Below are 17,302 nucleotides of genomic sequence, written 5' to 3'. Positions count from 1 at the left end.
CCGGTGTCCCACAGCCGCACGGTGCCATCGTCGGCGCCGGTGGCGAGGGTGTGGCCGTCGGGGGAGAACGCCACCGCCCAGACGGTGCTGGTGTGGCCGGTGAGGGTGGTGTGGGTCTGTCCGCTGCCGGTGTCCCACAGTCGCACCGTGCCATCGTCGGCGCCGGTGGCGAGGGTGTGGCCGTCGGGGGAGAACGCCACCGCATAGACGGTGCCGGTGTGGCCGGTGAAAACCCGCAGCAGCGGGCCGTCCTGAGCGTCAGCGATCAGAACTGCGGATTCGCTGCAGATGGCGAGAAGCAGCCCATCCGGAGAGAAGGCGACCGCTTGGACCATGCTGATCGGTGGCGCGATCATCGGTTGGGCCGGTGCCTGGCGAGCGAAGGCGATGGCTTCCAGCGATGGGAGCTGCGGAGCGTGCCCGCCGAGCAGCAGTGCCCCGGTCCACCGGGTGTCGGCCAGTGACTTGGCGACCAGGAGGTCGACGTCGGTGAACCGGGCGCCGGTGAAATCGGCCCCGGTGAGGTCGGTGTCGGTGAGGTCGACGTCCGTCCACCGGGAGCGGAGCGCGGTGATGTCGGCGAGTATGGCGCCGGCTAGGCAGGCGTGGTGGAGCTCGGCCCTGGACAGGGTTGCTCCGGTCAGATCGGCACCGGTGAGGTCAGTGCCGCGCAGGCGGCTGTCGGCGAGGTTGGCGCCGCGCAGGTCGGCGCCGCGCAGATCCTGCTCCGAGAGGTCCTGGCCGGAAAGGTCCTGACGGGCCAGCTGGGCGTGGCTCAGTCGGGCCGGCCGCTTCAGCCGGGTCTCGGTCACCCGGGCGAGCACCACCGCGTTCGTCCTGGCCAGCTCGGTCGCCGAGAGGTGACTGAGGAGCACGCTGGGTAGCTCGGATGCGACGTCCGCGTCGAGCAGGTCAACGAGGAAATCGGCAGTCTGCGCGGAGAGGGTCGCCTGGCCGAGCAGCTGCATGGTCTGCGTGGGTGGCTGGCCGTGGTTGCGTTGGCGGGCGAACCGGTCGCGCCACCGTCGCTGCTGGTCCTGTGGCACGGGCCAGCGCCCCTGCTCCTTGTCCTCGCGCAGCATGGCCGCGGTGTGCTCAGCGACGAGGTACTCCATCACCGAAGCATGGATGAAGGAGAAGCGGCCGGCCGGGTCGCGGATCAGGAGGGTGCCCGAACCGAGCAGCTGGGCGGCGGTCGCCTCGTCGAATCCGCGCTGGTCGCCCATCGTGGCCAGCACGGCGACCGCTGTTTCCTCGAGCTGATCGGGGCCGATGGTGGGCTCGGTGCTTCGCCACAGGGCGAGTGCGAGCTTGGTGGCCGCCGCACGGCGCTGGGCGAAGGTCATCGACGGTGTTTCCTCGGCCTGCGCGGCTCGGCGGGTCTCGTACTCCAACCAGGCCTGCACGATTTCCCGGTAGAGCTGCGCGCGGGTGACATCGCCCTGCCCACGCAGGGCCGCGCGCAGCCGTTTCGTGCCGAGACCGACGATGAACGAGAGCATCCGGGGATTGGCCGCAAGCTCGGCCAGGCTTTCGAGTTCCGCCAGCAGGTCGAGGGTCTGTCGGGCGTCTGCCCTGGCCAGTCGGTCCAGCTCGGCGTCGGACGGGCGGCTCTTGGCTGCCGAGGAGTGTTCGGCACGGTAACGCTGGATGAGGAAGTGCTCGATCTGCTCCTGGGTGAACCCCTCCATGCGGGCCAGTCGGCTGCCGGTGATCCGCTCGACGCTGCTGCCCAACGCCGTCCGGGCACCCTGATCGGACAGGAAGTGCTCGCTGCGACTGGTCACGACGACCTTCGCGTTGCCTTCGGCGGCGTTGAGCAGGGTGGCCAGATGCTCGGCGGCGCGGGCATAGCTGATCCGGACGGCCAGCTCGTCATAACCGTCGAACAGCAACGCGATGCGGCCCTGCCGGAGCAGGTAATGAAAGGCGTCGAGATCGAAGCGGACCTCGTCGGCGCCGGCGAGGTGGGAGGCGACCAGCTGGTCGAGGTTGTGGGTCTTGTCGAGATCGCGCAGCTCGAGCAGCATCGGCGTCAGATGGGGAAGCCGGTCGGGCAGAACCCGGGCCAGTTCGTGCATCAGGAAGGTCTTGCCTCGGCCCGCATTGCCGAGCAGCAGGGCGAACCTGGGCCCGTCGATGCTCAGCCAGCTGAGCACCTCGTCCAGCGCGTCGTCGGTGGTGGGCGGCTGCAGACCGTCCGTGTCGAGCGCCCGCCGGGGAGCGCCGATCCGGGTCATTCGCTGGCGCACATACAGGGCCGGTGGGTAGAGCCGGTCGCGTTTGAGCACGTCCGTCTGCCGGGCGACGTACTCGCGCAGGTCCATGAGCATCTCGTACTCGATCAGACTCTGGACCGCCATGCTCAGGCCGGCCGCGTGGCGGCGCAGCGCCTCGTCGGCGACCTGGTTGCCTGGGCAGACGACAAGAATCCACGGCCCGGTCGGATCGGCCGGGCCGGCCGGGTAGCGGTGGCGGACCGATTTCGCGATCTCGTTGAGGGTGCCCGTGCTGATCTGCTGTTCACCGGACAGAACGACGCCCTTGACGGTGCGCCCAACCGGGTCGCGTTCCTGAATCCACAGATGCGCCGGGCTCTGTGCATCTGCCGGTATCAGCTGCACCTGTGCCCGGGGAAACCGGAGCCGGGTAATTTCCTCCAGCCTGACCATCGGTGCGTGACGTCCCGCTGCGTCGCCCCGCCGGATTCCGTCCCCGAGTTCGGTATCGAACCTGGGTCCGACCAGGTGGGACACGTCGGGCAGGGCCGCCCCAGACCGGTTCGTCGTGCTCTGTGGTCCCGTTGCCTCATGCCCTGCCGTGATGTCGGCATTTCCCAGGCTGTCCTTCCTGGACGGGCCTGGAAAGGGCGGTGCAGGCAAATCCGGGGAGCGGGGCGCGGGCGGGCCTGGGTAGAGGGGCTCGGAGCGGGGCCTGCGGTGGCCGTCGAGGGTTGCGTGGATCTCGCTGCGCAACCGGCTGATGGCCTCGTCTCGGGTCAGGCCGGCGAGGTCGATGTACTGAAGCGGGCGGAGCAGGCCGTCGGGGGTGCAGTCGTCCACCCGTACCGGTAGCAGCCGCCGCTCGGTTCCCTGCGGGTCCTGCTGCCAGGCGGACCACAGCGGCGCCAGCGACGTGCCTGGGGAGGCGTCCGGCGATGACTGCGCCACGAACGCCTGTGACAGCACGACGACGACGCGCTTCGCCCGCCTCATCGCCCCGTCCATCCGTTGGACGACATTCGTGCCGGCGACGTTCTCCCACTCGTCCAGGAACACGTCGAACATGCCACCCGGCTGGGACGCTCCGTCCTCCGAGACAGGGTTTTCCGACGCGGTGTCGTTTGGGGTGGAGCCGGGCTGAGCGGAGGTGCCCGAGGCGCTCTGGATGGGCGGGCGTACGAATGTCCGCAGGGTCCAGGCGATCCAGGCGGCCCATTGTCGGTCGTCGGCATTGTCGGCGTAGCAGACGAGAAAGTCGTGATGACGCAGTGCCCCCGGATCGTCCCGCACGGTCTGAAGCGTGCCACATTCTGGTCCTGCCCGGTTGTCATGGTCGGCTCAGTGCTGCTGTGCAGCGCGGCAGGGCACATGGTGGCGACGGGCAGCGTAACGTTTGCCCAGGTCAGGTAATCGTCATCACAGACTGGCCGGTGAGCAGTGGGCGACGGTGCTGCTCGCGGTGCGGGTGCTGCTCGCGGTGACGGCAGTGACGGTGCTGCTCGCGGTGACGGTGGTGATCGTGGTGGTGGCGTGGCAGCGGCGGAACGGTCGGAGGTGGCCTGATGGGCGGGCGGCGGGCAGTGTCGGGGGCTTTGCTGTTCTGTCCGGCGGATCGGCCGGAGCGGTATGCGCGGGCGGCGGCGGTGGCCGATCTCGTGGTGCTCGACCTGGAGGACGGGGTGGCGCCGCAGAACCGGGCGCGGGCTCGGGCGGCGTTGGTGAAGGCCGCGCCGGAGCTGGATCCGGACCGGACCGTGGTGCGGGTCAATCCGGCGACCAGCGCCGCGTTCGCCGCCGACCTCGCCGCGCTCGACCGCACCGGGCTGCGGATGTGCATGCTTGCCAAGACCGAGTCGGCCGACCAGCCGGCGCGGCTCGGGCCGTCGCGTACGGTGATCGCCCTGTGCGAGACGCCGGCGGGGGTGTTGGCGGCGCCGGCGATTGCCGAGGTGCCGAACGTGGTGGCGTTGATGTGGGGTGCCGAGGATCTGCTCGCCGCGCTCGGTGGGCGCTCCAGCCGGCATCCCGACGGGCGCTACCGGGACGTCGCCCGGCACGCGGCGTGCACCGTTCTGCTGGCCGCCGCCGCCTGTGGGCGGGCCGCGATCGACGCCGTCTACCTGGACATCCCGGACCTGGACGGACTGGCCGCCGAGGCACGGGACGCGGCGGCGATCGGGTTCGCGGCGAAGGCGTGCATCCATCCGAGCCAGGTGCCGGTGGTGCGCGACGCGTTCCGGCCGAGCAGGGAGGACCTGGCCTGGGCCGACCGGGTGCTGCGCGCGGCCGAGCGGGCCGGCGGCGGCGTGTTCACCTTCGAGGGCAAGATGATCGACGCGCCCGTCCTGCGGCACGCCGAACATCTCCTGCGCGCCGCCGACATCGAACCGCCCACCGGCGAGTTCCCCGTCATCCCCTGACGTTACTTCTGGTAGCAGTTTTCCCCGACATGTGGGTGTGCGTGATGCACACGGGTCGTCGTGGGGGCATTCGAGTCCGAGGAGGTGGTGTTTGGTCACGGTGGCGAGGATGGTGGGGCCATGGCTGGCGTGACGGACAGGGCGGCCGCGGACGACGACCAGTACCGCGAACCGGGCGGGGGCGCTGACCTCGGTCACGGTGGCCTCGGCAGCAGCGGTGGCCTCGGCAGGGGCAATGGCGGCGGTAGCAGCGGTGGCCTCGGTAGCAGCAAGGGCGGCGGTAGCAGCAGTGTCGGCGCTGGCCGCGGTGAGGACGCGGGGCTGCGGGTGTCGGAGCCGAAGCAGTGGGCGGCGGGGGTGCCGGGGGTGGGGCACGCGCTGGCGCAGTCGCTGTCGCGGATGGGGACCCGGCGCTCGGTGCGGACGTTGCGGCTGGTCAACCAGGATCACGGGTTCGACTGCCCGGGATGTGCCTGGCCGGAGCCGCCGCCGGGGGAACGGTCGGCGGCCGAGTTCTGCGAGAACGGCGCGAAGGCGGTGGCCGAGGAGGCGACCCGCGCGCGGGTGACCAGGGAGTTCTTCGCCGAGCACAGCCTGGCCGACCTTGCCGGGCGCACGGGGCACTGGCTCGGCAGCCGGGGGCGGCTCGTCGAACCGATGTACCGCCCGCCGGATGCCGACCACTACCGTCCGATCGGCTGGGACGATGCGTTCGCGTTGATCGCCGAAGAACTGGCGGCGCTCGACAGTCCGGACGAGGTGGCCTTCTACACGTCCGGGCGCACGAGCAACGAGGCCGCGTTCGTCTATCAGCTGTTCGCCCGGGTGCTGGGCACGAACAACCTGCCGGACTGCTCGAACATGTGCCATGAGTCGTCCGGCACCGCGCTGACCTCGACGATCGGCATCGGCAAGGGGTCGGTGACGCTCGCCGACCTGGAGGCGGCGGATCTGGTGCTCGTCGTCGGGCAGAACCCGGGGACGAACCATCCGCGGATGCTCAGTTCGCTGGAGAAGGTCAAGCGCCGCGGCGGGCAGATCGTCGCGGTGAATCCGTTGCCGGAGGCGGCGCTGCTGCGCTTTCGCAATCCGCAGAACGCGCGGGGGATTGTCGGGCGTGGCACGGCGCTGGCCGACCAGTTCCTGCAGATCCGCCTCGGCGGGGATCTCGCGCTGTTCCAGGCGCTCGGCCGCCGGCTGCTCGCCGCCGAGGACGCGGCCCCCGGCACCGTTCTCGACCACGATTTCATCGCCCGGCACACCACCGGCTTCGACGCCTACGCCAGGCATGTGCGCGGCGGCACCCCGTCGGGCGGGGCCCTGTCCGGCGATGTCCCGTCCGGCAGTGCGCCGTCGGACGTTGGGCCGTCGGGCGTTGGGCTGTCGGGCGTCGGGCCGTCGGACGACCTGCCGTCCGGTGCGCTGTCGGCGGACGAGATCGCCGTGGCGACCGGTCTGACCAGCGCGGAGATCGACGAGCTGGCGGGGCGGTTGCTGGCGGCGAAACGGGTGGTCGTGTGCTGGGCGATGGGGCTCACCCAGCATGCGGGGGCGGTCGCGACCATTCAGGAACTCGTCAACGTGCTGCTGTTGCAGGGCAACATCGGCCGGCCGGGGGCGGGGGTGTGCCCGGTGCGGGGGCATTCCAACGTCCAAGGGGATCGGACGATGGGAATCTGGGAGCGGCCCACGGCCGGGTTTCTTGACGCGCTCGGTGCCGAGTTCGGTTTTGCGCCGCCGCGGCGGCATGGATTGGACGTCGTCGACACGATCCGCGCCATGCGCGACGGGCGGGTGCGGGTGTTCGTCGGGATGGGCGGGAACTTCGTCGCGGCCACCCCGGATTCGGCCGTCACCGAGGCGGCCATGCGGTCCTGCCGGTTGACCGTCCAGGTCTCCACCACGCTGAACCGTTCGCACGCGGTCACCGGGCGGGCAGCGCTGATCCTGCCGACGCTGGGACGCACCGAGGTGGACGTCCAGGTCGGCGGCCCGCAGCAGGTCACCGTCGAGGATTCGATGGGGATGGTGCATGCCTCCCGCGGGCGGCTCACCCCGGCCGGTCCCGAGCTGCGTTCCGAGGTCGCGATCGTCTGCGGCATGGCCGAAGCCACCCTCGCCGCGGCGGTGGACTGGGCGGGGCTGGCCGGGGACTATGCGCGGATCCGCGAGCACATCTCGCGGGTGGTGCCGGGGTTCGAGGACTTCGAGACGCGGCTGGCCGAGCCGGGTGGCTTCGCGCTGCCGCATCCGCCGCGCGACAGCCGGACGTTCCCGACGCCGACCGGGCGGGCCGCGTTCACCGTCAACACCGCCGAGCCGCTCACGGTGCCGCCGGGACATCTGCTGCTGCAGACCATCCGATCCCATGATCAGTACAACACGACCATCTACGGTCTGGACGACCGTTACCGCGGGGTGCGAGGTGGACGGCGGGTCGTCCTCGTCCACCCGGACGATCTGGCGGCGCTCGGTGTCGCCGACGGCACACACGTCGACCTGGTCAGCGTGTGGACGGACGGGTCGACGCGGCGGGCGGAGAACTTCCGCGCGGTGTCCTACCCGACGGCGCACGGCTGCGCTGCCGCCTACTTCCCGGAGACGAACGTCCTGGTCCCGTTGGACGCGACGGCGGAACGCAGCAACACCCCGACGTCGAAGTCGCTGGTCGTCCGGCTGGAACCGACCGGGAGGGAACCGGGTGGGGCGCGCCAGTGATCGGCGGCGGGTGACCCGGGTGCGGGCGGGCGTCGCGACGGCGGTCCGGCCGGACACGGTGGTCGGCGAGGAGCCGTTGGAGATCCGCGTCGGTGGACGCTCGCTTGCGGTCACGATGCGCACGCCGGGCGACGACATGGACCTCGCGCTCGGCTTTCTGCTCGGCGAGGGGCTGATCGCCACCGGCGCGGACGTCGCCGCCATGCGCTACTGCGTCTCTCGCCAGGACGTCTCCCGACCGGCCGGCCTGGGGCTGACAGCCGCCGGCAGGAACGGGAACGGGAGCGGCGACGGTGCGGTGGACGAGGACGGGCGGCCGACCTACAACGTCCTGGATGTGACGCTTGCTCCCGGGGTGCCGGCGCCGGACGTCGACGCCGCCCGCACCTTCTACACATCCAGTTCCTGTGGGTTGTGCGGAAAGGCGAGCATTGACGCGGTCCGGGTGCGGGGACGGTACGAGGTCGCGGACGATCCGCTGCGGGTCGCACCGGATGTGGTCACCGGGCTGCCGCCGGCGCTGCGGGCGGCGCAGCGGCTGTTCGACACCACCGGCGGGCTGCATGCGGCGGGCCTGGCCGGGGCGGACGGCGTGCCATGGGTGGTGCGGGAGGACGTGGGGCGGCACAACGCCGTCGACAAGGTCGTCGGCGCGGCGGCGCGGGCGGGACGGATCCCGCTGACCGGGCAGATCCTGGTGGTCAGTGGGCGGGCGTCGTTCGAACTGGTGCAGAAGGCGCTGCTCGCGGGGGTGCCGATGCTTGCCGCGGTGTCCGCGCCGTCCACCCTTGCCGTTGACCTCGCCGAGGAGGCGGGGATGACGCTGGCCGGGTTCGTCCGCGGCGACACGATGAATCTCTACAGCGGCGCCCACCGGATCGCCTGCCGCTGAGGCACCCGGGTCCGGGCGGCCCGGGCCGCGCCGCCGGCCGCTGGGTCACCGGGGGCCGACCACGTCCGTGGTGGATTTCTCGTGTCCGGACGGGGGAACGAAGACCGGATGACGTCCCGCCGGAAGACGTCCCGTTCGGGCGTCCGACCAGGGGAGACACCACCGGAAAGGAGTGACTGGTGACGGTCACCCACGAGGTCGAGCATGCCTTTGCCGTCGATGAGACGTTCCGCCTCCCGGCCTTCGACGCCGTCGAGGGCGTCGCGTCCGTCGGCGCGCCGCAGGAGCGGGAGCTGCACGCCGTCTACTACGACACCGACGACCTGCGCCTGGCTCGTAACCAGATGACCCTGCGCCGCCGGGAGGGCGGCGACGATGCCGGCTGGCACCTGAAGCTGCCCACTGCCGACGGCGCCCGGGACGAGATCGGCCGGCCGCTGGACACCCCGTCACCGGTGGAGGTGAGTGTCGGGGGAGTGGCCCCGGCGGATGTGTCGCGGGTGCCGGATGATCTCTCGGATCTGGTCGCGGTGTGGGTGCGGGGGGCGCCGCTGCGGCCGGTGGCGCAGATCAGCACGACCCGGCGGACGTGGCGACTGCGCGATGCCGCTGGGCACGACCTGCTCGAGGTCGCCGATGACCATGTTCGGGCCCGAACAATGGGGCACCCGACGGTGGCCGGTGGGCGGGTCGTCGTCTCGCGGTGGCGGGAGATCGAGGTCGAGGTGATCGACCCGGCGGGAGAACGGCTGCTGGCCACCACCGACGACCTGCTGCGTGATGCGGGCGCCCGGACGGCGGTGGGCTCGTCCAAACTGCGCCGCGCCCTCGCCGTCGACGTGGGGCCGTCCGACCTCGACCGTCTCGTCGCCGTCGCCGTCACCAGTACCGGTACTGCCGCCGGCACCGGTACCGGCACTGTCACCGACGCCGGCAGCAGCGGAGCCGCTCGCGGTAAGGCGGGCCGGGCCGAGGTGAGCGCTGGTGCGGTGGTGCACGACTATCTGGCCCGCCATGCGGCGGCGCTGCTCGCCGCCGACCCGGCGGTGCGGATGGGCGCTCCCGAATCCGTCCATGACCTGCGGGTTGCGGCCCGTCGGCTGCGCAGCACCATCCAGACGTTCCGGCCGCTGTTCGATCGTGAGCAGGCCGCGCGGATCGAGGCCGGACTGCGGGAGATCGGTGAGGTGCTGGGTCGGCCCCGTGACGCCGAGGTGCAGTACGCCCGGCTGCGGCGCGCACTCGACGCCCAACCCACGGAGCAGGTGCTCGGGCCGGTCGTGGCCCGGGTCCAGGAAACGCTGCTCGGTGAGGTGCTGCGGGGGCGGACCGAGGCACTTGACCTTCTGCGTAGCGACCGCTACTTCGCGTTCGTCGACGAACTACTCACCTTCGTCGCCGGTGTCGGCGCCGATCAGGTCGCGGCTGGCAGCGATGCCGATGCCGATGCCGGGGCCGGGGCCGGTAGGGCTGGTGAGACTGGCGGAGCCGGATCGGGCGGCGGGACGGGGCCGGCGGCCCTTGCGCGCCGGCCCGCTCGGCGGGTGCTGCCGAGGATGGTGCGCCGCGCCGACCGCCGGCTCACGCGCCGCGTGCGCATCGCCCGCTCCGCGCCGCCCGGAGTCGAGCGCGACGTCGCCTACCATCGCGCCCGCAAGTCCGCGAAACGGCTGCGGTATGCCTGCGAGCTGATGACGCCACTGGTCGGCCGGGACGCCGGGCGGCTCGCGAAGCGGGCCCGGCGGGTGCAGGAGCAGCTCGGCGCGCACCAGGACACGGTCATCGCCGTGGAACGGCTGCGTGCTCTGGCCGTGGCCTCGAACCTCGCCGGTGAGTCGTCGTTCACCTACGGCCTGCTCACCGGCCAGGAGCACACCCGGGCCGCCGAGTTGCGCCGCGAGATGGCCCGGACCTGGAAGAAGAAGATGTCCCGGCCGCCCGGTCTGCGCCGCTGGCTGCGTTCCTGACTGCCACCTGCCACCTGCCACCTGCCGCGCTGGCCGGCTCGCCCGCGGCCGGTCCGGCCCCGCTGACCGGGCCGGCCTCCGACCGACCAGCCGGCCTCCGACCGGCCGGTTTGGGCCGGACCGTGCGGTGGCCACGGAGCCTGCCGTTTCGAGTCCGGATGTCCCGGTGCCTGCGGACGTTCGACGCATGGTGTGGGCCGCGCCACGGATGTCCACTGGGTTACGGACATGCGACGGTCCTGTGCCGTCGTCCATGCCCACGTCGACGGAGCGTTGCGGCGAGGCAAGGGTGGAGGACGCGGTCATGCGAGCTCTGGTGGTGTACGGGATGCGGTGCGGGGGAGCGGACGAGCTGGCTCGCACGATCGGCACCGCCCTGGCCGGACGCGGGGTGGCGGCCGATCTGCGCCCGGCTCGGCGGGTTGCCGAGTTCGACGGCTACGACGCGGTGGTCGCGGCTGGCGTGGTGCGCGCCGGACGCTGGTCCGGTGATCTCCGTCGCCTGATCCGCAATCGGCGGGACACCTTGGCCGAGCTGCCAGTCTGGTTGGTGGCGGCGGAGCCCGGCCTCGGCTCCGATGCCGGAGCTGACGCCGGCTCTGGCTCCGGCTCCGCACCTGCGCCGATCGCCCAGCTCGCCGCGCTGGCCAGCCTGATCGGCGCTCGAGGTGCGTTGACCGTCGGTCTGCAGCTGTCCGCATCCATGCTTCATCCCCGCACGGCTGTGTCCGCAATGTCGGGCGCGCCCACACCGGCGGAAGCGCTGGCCGGACTGGTCGAGGCGGTTGCCGCGCTGGGAGCCACCTCGCCGGTCCGGCTCCTGCACGCCGTTCCCGCCTGGGGGCCGGGTGCCACCCGTCGCGGCCTCGCTGGATCCACCCACGAGCGGCGGTCACGTGCCGGCCGGCCGGCCTCCCACCTGCGACTGGTCACCGCGGACGGGGTCGCGCCGCATTTCCTGACGCCGCGTGAGCCCACTCCGGACGGCACGACCAGCGTGACCGGATGAGCCCGGTTGATCGAGTATCCGAACCCGAGCGTACGCCGAGGGTAACTGGACAATGCGGGCGGTGACCGGAAAAGGTTCGACACTCTCTCCCGTGAAACTTACCCAGCTAAGTGTCATCTATTGGCACTGATTCACGCTGGGTGACCTGCCGGAGCTCATGTCCTGCGTCGCCTGTCGCCTTTCGCTTATCTGTGCAAACTTGTTGTGGTGTTTATGTTGCGCTATGGCATGCGGCTGATGTCCGTGGCGGGAATTATCGGCGGACTGCAAAAAATGGGTGGCGGATAGTCACCGCGATGCTCTGTGTGGCCCCGTCGTCGCCAGGTCATCATTCTCACAGCCGAAAACTCCATCCTATCGGGTGGCGCGGACACTTTTACGTGCTGTCACCAGAGCCGATTTCGACTGCCTTGACAGAGGGGGTTGGCCGGCCCTCTGTGGCCGGCCGTGGGAGCTCCTGGCCGCGAGAGGTCGGGGCTGTGGACGTCGGGGCTGTGAGGGTCGGGGCTGTGAGGGTCGGGGCTGTGGGGGGCGATGAGGGTGGGGCCGGTGCGTTTGGGGTGGACACGGGTGAACCTGTTGCGGCGCGGGAAGCGGCTGTTCTGCCGGCTGCCAGGGGTTTACAGTCCGTGGGGTGGCTGCTGGTGGCGAGGTCGTTGCTGAGAGGGGTGACGGTGTTGCTGCGGCCGGAGCTCGTTGACGGCGAGGTAAGCGTGCGGGCGGGCCGCGAGGATGAGGTGGAGGCGCTGCTGGCGATTCTGGCCGAGCCGTCGGTCACCGCCTGGTGGGGAACGCCGCCGGCGGTCGAAAATCTTCGCCGGGATCTGCTGGCCGACCGGGATCCGGTGACCGATGCCGACCCGGTACTGCTCGTCGTAACCGTCGCGGGCGTGGTGGCCGGCGGCATTCAGTATGACGAGGACAACGACCCGCAGTATCGGCAGGCCAGTATCGACGTCTTTCTCGGCAGTGCTTTCCAGGGCCGTGGTCTAGGCACTCGGGCGGTCACCTTGGTGGCTCGGTTCCTGTTCGAGGATCGCGGCCATCATCGGGTCACCATCGACCCGGCGGCCGCCAACGCTCCGGCCATCCGGAGCTATACGAAGGTGGGTTTTCGGCCGGTCGGAATCATGCGGGAGTATGAACTCGGGCCGGACGGCGTCCGGCGTGACGGGCTGCTCATGGATCTGCTGCGTACGGATCTGGCCGGCGGTCGCCATATCGGGCGGTGATCACCCGGGAGAGGGCTCCGGGTGGAAGTCAGCCCGCCGATGTCGCGTCTCGCGGGGTCACCGGTGGGGCGGCCAGCCGAGGCGGGAGAACGGTTCGGCCTGTTGGTGGAGGCGCACGATCTCCCTGGTGTAGGGCAGGGTACGGGCGGGGAGCTCGTCGAGTGGATACCAGCGCAGCTCGGCGCAACGGTCGGGCTCGCGGATGGTCGGTTCACCGGTGAAACGTCGCACGGTGAAGCCGAAACCGATCCTCGGCTCATGGTCCGGTGGCAGGGCGTGGGTGACGCCGGCAAAGGCGACGTCCGTGGCGTCGACCGTGAGGCCGATTTCCTCGTCCAGTTCGCGGACCACGGTGGACACGACGTCCTCGGCGGGTTCCACCCGCCCACTGGGCAGTGCCCACCAGCCGGCCCCGTAGATCTCGCCGGCGCGCAGGGTGAGCAGCACGTGACTTTCGCGTAGCACCAGCACCAGCACGTCCACCGGGGTTCTGTGCTCGTCGCGCACCTGCACCGCAGCTCCTCCGCCCGCTCGGGACCGTCCGATGACGCTATCGCGGTGCCGTGGTGCGCCGTCGCCGTCGTCTTGCTGCCAGGGTCGCCGCTGTCGGCACTGCCGCGGCCGGGTGGGAGCGGGTAAAGCGGTACCGAAGTATGCGGAGCCGGAGTATGTAAGCATTGTCACGCCGCGGCGATCGGCGGTGTGGTTTGTTGTTGTGCGGGTGGATTCATGACCGCCGAAAGAATGCTGCGGGTCTGCGGGCTGGCGTGGCGATGGCGATTCAGTGAACACTCGTGGAACTTCTTGGTGTTTCCGGGTAGTGATTGTGCGGGCGATGCGGTGGAGGTATTGCGGCGGATGTTCCCTCGGGGGTCGGCGGGATATCAAGAGAAATGCGGTTTGGTAACGTGCGTTGCCCCCGCAGGGGTGAGGGTTTCGCCCTGGTGTGGTTCCACCAGTCTGGCCCGTCGAAACCGGTCCTCGGCGGGGTCTGTTCAGTCATCGACCGCGCAGGGGGACCTGTGTTTTCTCGACCTGTGTTCTCCGGGCCTGGCCGGCCAGCTCGGCGGGTGGTGCGCCGCCGCCGTGCCGTTGCCGTGCCGTTCACACCGCTCGCGACGACCGCTGCGATCGTGCTGCTGGCCTCGGTGCTGCTGGGCGGATGTTCGTCCACGGATTCGGCGTCGGCAGTGGTGTGCGTGTCTCCCGGGGTGAGCGACCGGCAGGTCGACCTCGGGGTGATCTATCCCCAGACCGGGCCGGCGTCCGGGATCTTCGGGGCGGTCCGGGCCGGGGTCGACGCGCGGCTGGGTGCGGCCAACGCGGCCGGTGGCATCCACGGGCGCAAGGTCGTCTACCAGTGGCGCGACGATCAGGGCACGCCACAGACGAACGTCGCTGCCGCGCATGACCTGGTCGAACAGCAGCACGTCTTCGGCGTGATCGGACTGTCGGTAGCCGGCCCGGCGAGCACCGCCTACCTCAGCCAGGCGGGCGTGCCGGTCACGGGTACGGCCTACGGCCAGTACGGGGCCAACGCCGTTGCGGTCGACACGCCGGGCCGGTTCGTCTACGAGCAGGGCGGGCGCCGCGCGGTGATCCTGCAGACCGCGCTGTCGCGGGCGGTGTCGAACAGCGCCGCGTCCTATGGGCGCAGTCTCGCCGCCGCCGGTGTGCAGGTGCTGGGCGCGATCACCTATACCGACGGGGTCGACGATCCGGCGGTCGTGGGCCGGCGCATTGCGCAGACCGGCGCGGACACGGTCATCGGCGTCCTCGCCCCCAGGGACCTCGTCACCGTCGTCGACGCGGTGCGGGGCGGTGGCTACCCGCTGAAGGCCGTGCTCTCCGCAAGCGGCTACGATCACCAGCTGCTGCGCACGGTCGGACCGCGGATGGCCGGGATCAGCATCCCGGTGTTCTACCGGCCGTTCGAACTCGGTGGCCGCGGCGTCCAGGCCTACGTCGACGCGATGCGCCGGTACGCGCCGCAGGTCGCCGAGCCGGAACAGGACATGGCTGTCGCCGCCTACATCAGCACGGACATGTTTCTGCGCGGGCTGGCACTCGCCGGCCCCTGCCCGACCCGGTCCGGCTTCCAGATCGCGCTGCGCACGCTGAACAGCTACGACGCCGACGGCCTGATCAGCCCGATCAGCCTGCGCTCCGCGGCCGGTCAGACCAGCGCCTGCTACTCGTTCGTCCAGGCCAACGCCGCCGGCAACGGCTTCGTCGTCGTGGAACCCAACCTGTGCGGGCGGGAGCTGACCTGACGATCCACCGGGCAATGTGATCGGATGGATCATCTTGGTTATTCTGCTCATGAGGGTTTTGTCGCTCGTCTAACGTGCTTCCGTACCGGGGGGACACGGAGGCGCAATGGACGGCGGCCATGATGCCGCGCACCTGGCACGTCTGCTGCAGCGGGTGACCGACCATGCCGTCGGTTACCTCACCAGCACGGCGCACGGTTCGACCGCTGTCGAAGCGAGCGCCGTCGACCTGCGTGCGGCGCTGGGCGGCGACCTGCCCGCGGTCGGTGTAGACCCGGCCGAACTGCTGGAACGCTTCGTCACCGCGGCCGAACCCGGCCTGGCCCGCTCGACGTCCGGGCGGTACTTCGGGTTCGTCACCGGCGGCGCGTTCCCGGTGGCGGTCGCGACCGAATGACTGACGTCGGTGTGGGACCAGACCCCGGTGCTGCACGTGTCCAGCCCGGCGGCGGCGGTGGTGGAGGAGATCGTCGCCGGCTGGCTTGTGCGTCTGTTCGGCCTGCCCGCGACGACGTCGGTCGGTCTCACCTCCGGCTGTGCCACGGCGAACCTGGTGGCCCTTGCCGCCGCCCGCCACCAGGTGCTCACCGCCGCCGGCTGGGATCCCGACCGCCAGGGGCTCATCGGCGCGCCGGCACCGCGGATCCTGGTCAGCCGCGGTTGTCACGTCACCGTGCCCCGGGCGCTGCGGGTGCTCGGTCTCGGCGGGCAGATCCATCCCGTTGACACCGACACCCAGGGCCGGATGCGCCTCGACCGGCTCGCCGAGGTGTTGGCGGCCACCACCGGTCCGCTGGTCGTCTGCGCCCAGGTCGGCACGGTGGACACCGGTGCGGTCGACGCGGTTGCCGAGATCGGCGCGCTGACCCACGCCCACGGCGGGTGGCTGCACGTCGACGCCGCGTTCGGCATGTGGGCTGCCGCCAGCCCGCGGCTGCGCGCCGCCGTCCCCGGGCTCGCCGGCCTGGCCGCGGCGGACTCCTGGGCCACCGACGCGCACAAGTGGCTTAACGTCCCCTACGACTGCGGTGTCGTGCTGTGCCGTCACCCCGACGCCCACCGCGCCGCGGTCCGCGCCCAGGCCGACTACCTCTCCCTCTCCCCACCCTCCGCCACCGTCCCGGCCGCCGATCGGCCGACGGATGCGGGGCCGGTCGATCCGCTGCCGGCCGAGCGGCATCCGGCCGAGTACACCCTGGAGATGTCCCGGCGGGCCAGGGCTCTCGTGCTGTGGGCGACCTTGCGTCACCTCGGCACGGACGGGGTGACCGACCTCGTCGAACGCTGCTGTGCCCTGGCCGCCCGGATGGCCACCCGGCTCGCCGGGGTCGATGGCGCCACCGTGGTCGGCGAGGTCGTCCTGAACCAGGTCCTGGTCCGCTTCACCCCGCCGCATCCCGGCGTCGACCCGATGGCCGGCCACCCGGACCGTCCAGCCGGCCCAGCGGCCTCGGTGCAGATGGGGGACTCGGCGAACTCGGTTGGCGATGCGCACACCGCGGCGGTCGTGGCTGCCTTCCAGCGCAGTGGGGTCGGCTGGGCGAGCCCGACCCGTTGGCAGGGGCGCACAATGCTGCGACTGTCGGTCTGCAACTGGCAGACGGACGAGGCCGACGTCGACGCCGCCGTGGCGGCCTTGGTCGATGCCCACCAACGTCTCGCCGCCGGCTTCCCCGCTGCTCGTGCCATCACCGTTCCCGCGCCGGCCGGCGAGCCACCACCGACGGTCGTGCTCCGGATGGTCTCCGCGGTGCCGGTGGTGCCGGCGGTGCCGCCGCGGCCGGCGTCGGACGAGGCGGACCGCGTCCTGAACAACCCGGTGCCGGAAACCCTCATCCCGGAAGGCAGTGCATGACGACCACGGAGTACCTGCGTTCCGGACCCACCGACCTCGAGGCCGTGGTCGAGACGCTCTGCATCGCCTTCGACACCGACCCGTTGCTGACGTGGAACTTCCCGCGGGACATGGCGAACCGGGCCGTCCACGTGGCCGGGTTCTTCCGGGTGACCGTCCAGATGATCCTCGATCATGGCGGTACGGTGGCCACGACACCGAACCACGAGGCGCTCGGTGTGTGGTCGCCACCCGGCGAGCCCGCGCTCGGCGAGACCGACGAGCTGCGGTTCGCCGAGGCCCTCCTGGCTGCCTGCGGCGAGGGCGGCGAGCGGGCAGTGGCGATCATGGCTGCGCTGGCGGCAGCCCACCCGAGCGACCTTCCGCCGCACTACCACGTGATGTTCGCCGCGGTGCGGCCCGAGTTCCAGTTCCGGGGGCACTCCGGCGCCATAGGCCACCACCTAGCCCTGACCGCGAATGCCGAGGGCGCCGGGGTGTATGCCGAGGCGTCGAACCTGCACACCCTCGAGGTGTGGCGTCGCCTCGGGCTGCGCCGCCGGGGAGCAGAGATCATCCTGCCGGACGGCGGCCCCACGCTGTATCCGATCTGGGGCGACCCCGGCACCTGGTCCCTGGCCGGCACCCGCCCCACCGCCCGCCGGCCCCCGCCGTCCGGCCGCGAGTGCGCTGCCCGCGAATGTTCACGGGCAGCGCGCTGGTAGCTGTCTGGGC

Annotated in this window: 12 protein-coding genes; 10 read left to right on the top strand and 2 right to left on the bottom strand. The window is 71.3% G+C overall.

The window, feature by feature from the left end; genetic code table 11:
* Positions 1–3,512: pentapeptide repeat-containing protein (locus ND747_RS06315; protein ID WP_251732519.1), on the bottom strand; the 3,512-nt coding region annotated here is incomplete at its 3' end.
* A 272-nt stretch (positions 3,513–3,784) separates the two neighbouring features.
* Here ND747_RS06315 and ND747_RS06310 point away from each other — a divergent pair.
* The 6 genes from ND747_RS06310 to ND747_RS06285 all read left to right on the top strand — a co-directional run bounded on the left by ND747_RS06310 (position 3,785) and on the right by ND747_RS06285 (position 12,460).
* Positions 3,785–4,642, top strand: a complete 858-nt coding sequence (locus ND747_RS06310; RefSeq protein ID WP_251732518.1) for a CoA ester lyase — start codon at positions 3,785–3,787, stop codon at positions 4,640–4,642.
* 120 nt (positions 4,643–4,762) lie between these two features.
* Positions 4,763–7,360: a molybdopterin-dependent oxidoreductase gene (locus ND747_RS06305; protein WP_251732517.1), complete on the top strand. Its 2,598-nt coding sequence runs from the start codon at positions 4,763–4,765 to the stop codon at positions 7,358–7,360.
* Positions 7,344–8,252 (top strand): formate dehydrogenase accessory sulfurtransferase FdhD, encoded by a 909-nt coding sequence (fdhD, locus tag ND747_RS06300; RefSeq protein WP_251732516.1) that lies wholly within the window; start codon positions 7,344–7,346, stop codon positions 8,250–8,252. Before ND747_RS06305 ends, fdhD begins: the two co-directional genes overlap by 17 nt.
* A 179-nt stretch (positions 8,253–8,431) precedes the next feature.
* Positions 8,432–10,219: a CYTH and CHAD domain-containing protein gene (locus tag ND747_RS06295; protein ID WP_251732515.1), complete on the top strand. Its 1,788-nt coding sequence runs from the start codon at positions 8,432–8,434 to the stop codon at positions 10,217–10,219.
* A 304-nt stretch (positions 10,220–10,523) separates the two neighbouring features.
* The gene (locus tag ND747_RS06290; protein WP_251732514.1) at positions 10,524–11,228 is read left to right on the top strand and encodes a flavodoxin domain-containing protein; all 705 of its coding nucleotides are present in this window, start codon (positions 10,524–10,526) and stop codon (positions 11,226–11,228) included.
* A 656-nt stretch (positions 11,229–11,884) separates the two neighbouring features.
* Positions 11,885–12,460 (top strand): GNAT family N-acetyltransferase, encoded by a 576-nt coding sequence (locus ND747_RS06285; RefSeq protein ID WP_374216162.1) that lies wholly within the window; start codon positions 11,885–11,887, stop codon positions 12,458–12,460.
* 57 nt (positions 12,461–12,517) lie between these two features.
* Here ND747_RS06285 and ND747_RS06280 read toward each other — a convergent pair whose 3' ends face one another.
* Positions 12,518–12,967, bottom strand: coding sequence for an NUDIX domain-containing protein (locus tag ND747_RS06280; RefSeq protein WP_374216161.1), 450 nt, complete (start codon positions 12,965–12,967; stop codon positions 12,518–12,520).
* Between the two features lie 590 nt (positions 12,968–13,557).
* Here ND747_RS06280 and ND747_RS06275 point away from each other — a divergent pair.
* The 4 genes from ND747_RS06275 to ND747_RS06260 all read left to right on the top strand — a co-directional run bounded on the left by ND747_RS06275 (position 13,558) and on the right by ND747_RS06260 (position 17,292).
* Complete coding sequence (locus tag ND747_RS06275; RefSeq protein WP_251732511.1) at positions 13,558–14,733, top strand: ABC transporter substrate-binding protein; 1,176 nt, start codon at positions 13,558–13,560, stop codon at positions 14,731–14,733.
* A 106-nt stretch (positions 14,734–14,839) separates the two neighbouring features.
* On the top strand, positions 14,840–15,130 hold the full coding sequence (locus ND747_RS06270) for a hypothetical protein (protein ID WP_251732510.1): 291 nt from the start codon (positions 14,840–14,842) through the stop codon (positions 15,128–15,130).
* Positions 15,131–15,139: 9 nt separating this feature from the next.
* On the top strand, positions 15,140–16,588 hold the full coding sequence (locus ND747_RS06265; protein ID WP_251732509.1) for an aminotransferase class V-fold PLP-dependent enzyme: 1,449 nt from the start codon (positions 15,140–15,142) through the stop codon (positions 16,586–16,588).
* The gene (locus tag ND747_RS06260) at positions 16,585–17,292 is read left to right on the top strand and encodes a GNAT family N-acetyltransferase (RefSeq protein ID WP_251732508.1); all 708 of its coding nucleotides are present in this window, start codon (positions 16,585–16,587) and stop codon (positions 17,290–17,292) included. Before ND747_RS06265 ends, ND747_RS06260 begins: the two co-directional genes overlap by 4 nt.
* Positions 17,293–17,302: the final 10 nt, after the last annotated feature.

Origin of the sequence: Frankia sp. R82 (assembly GCF_023716925.1) — a bacterium.
GTDB lineage: Bacteria > Actinomycetota > Actinomycetes > Frankiales > Frankiaceae > Frankia.
The sequence above is the reverse complement of the archived record's forward strand: the minus strand, read 5'-3'. Positions and strand labels throughout refer to the sequence as shown.

Coding starts and splice junctions, on each gene's coding strand:
- ND747_RS06310 (WP_251732518.1), top strand. CDS start 3,785: ATGGGCGGGCGGCGGGCAGTGTCGGGGGCTTTGCTGTTCTGTCCGGCG.
- ND747_RS06305 (WP_251732517.1), top strand. CDS start 4,763: ATGGCTGGCGTGACGGACAGGGCGGCCGCGGACGACGACCAGTACCGC.
- ND747_RS06290 (WP_251732514.1), top strand. CDS start 10,524: ATGCGAGCTCTGGTGGTGTACGGGATGCGGTGCGGGGGAGCGGACGAG.
- ND747_RS06270 (WP_251732510.1), top strand. CDS start 14,840: ATGGACGGCGGCCATGATGCCGCGCACCTGGCACGTCTGCTGCAGCGG.
- ND747_RS06260 (WP_251732508.1), top strand. CDS start 16,585: ATGACGACCACGGAGTACCTGCGTTCCGGACCCACCGACCTCGAGGCC.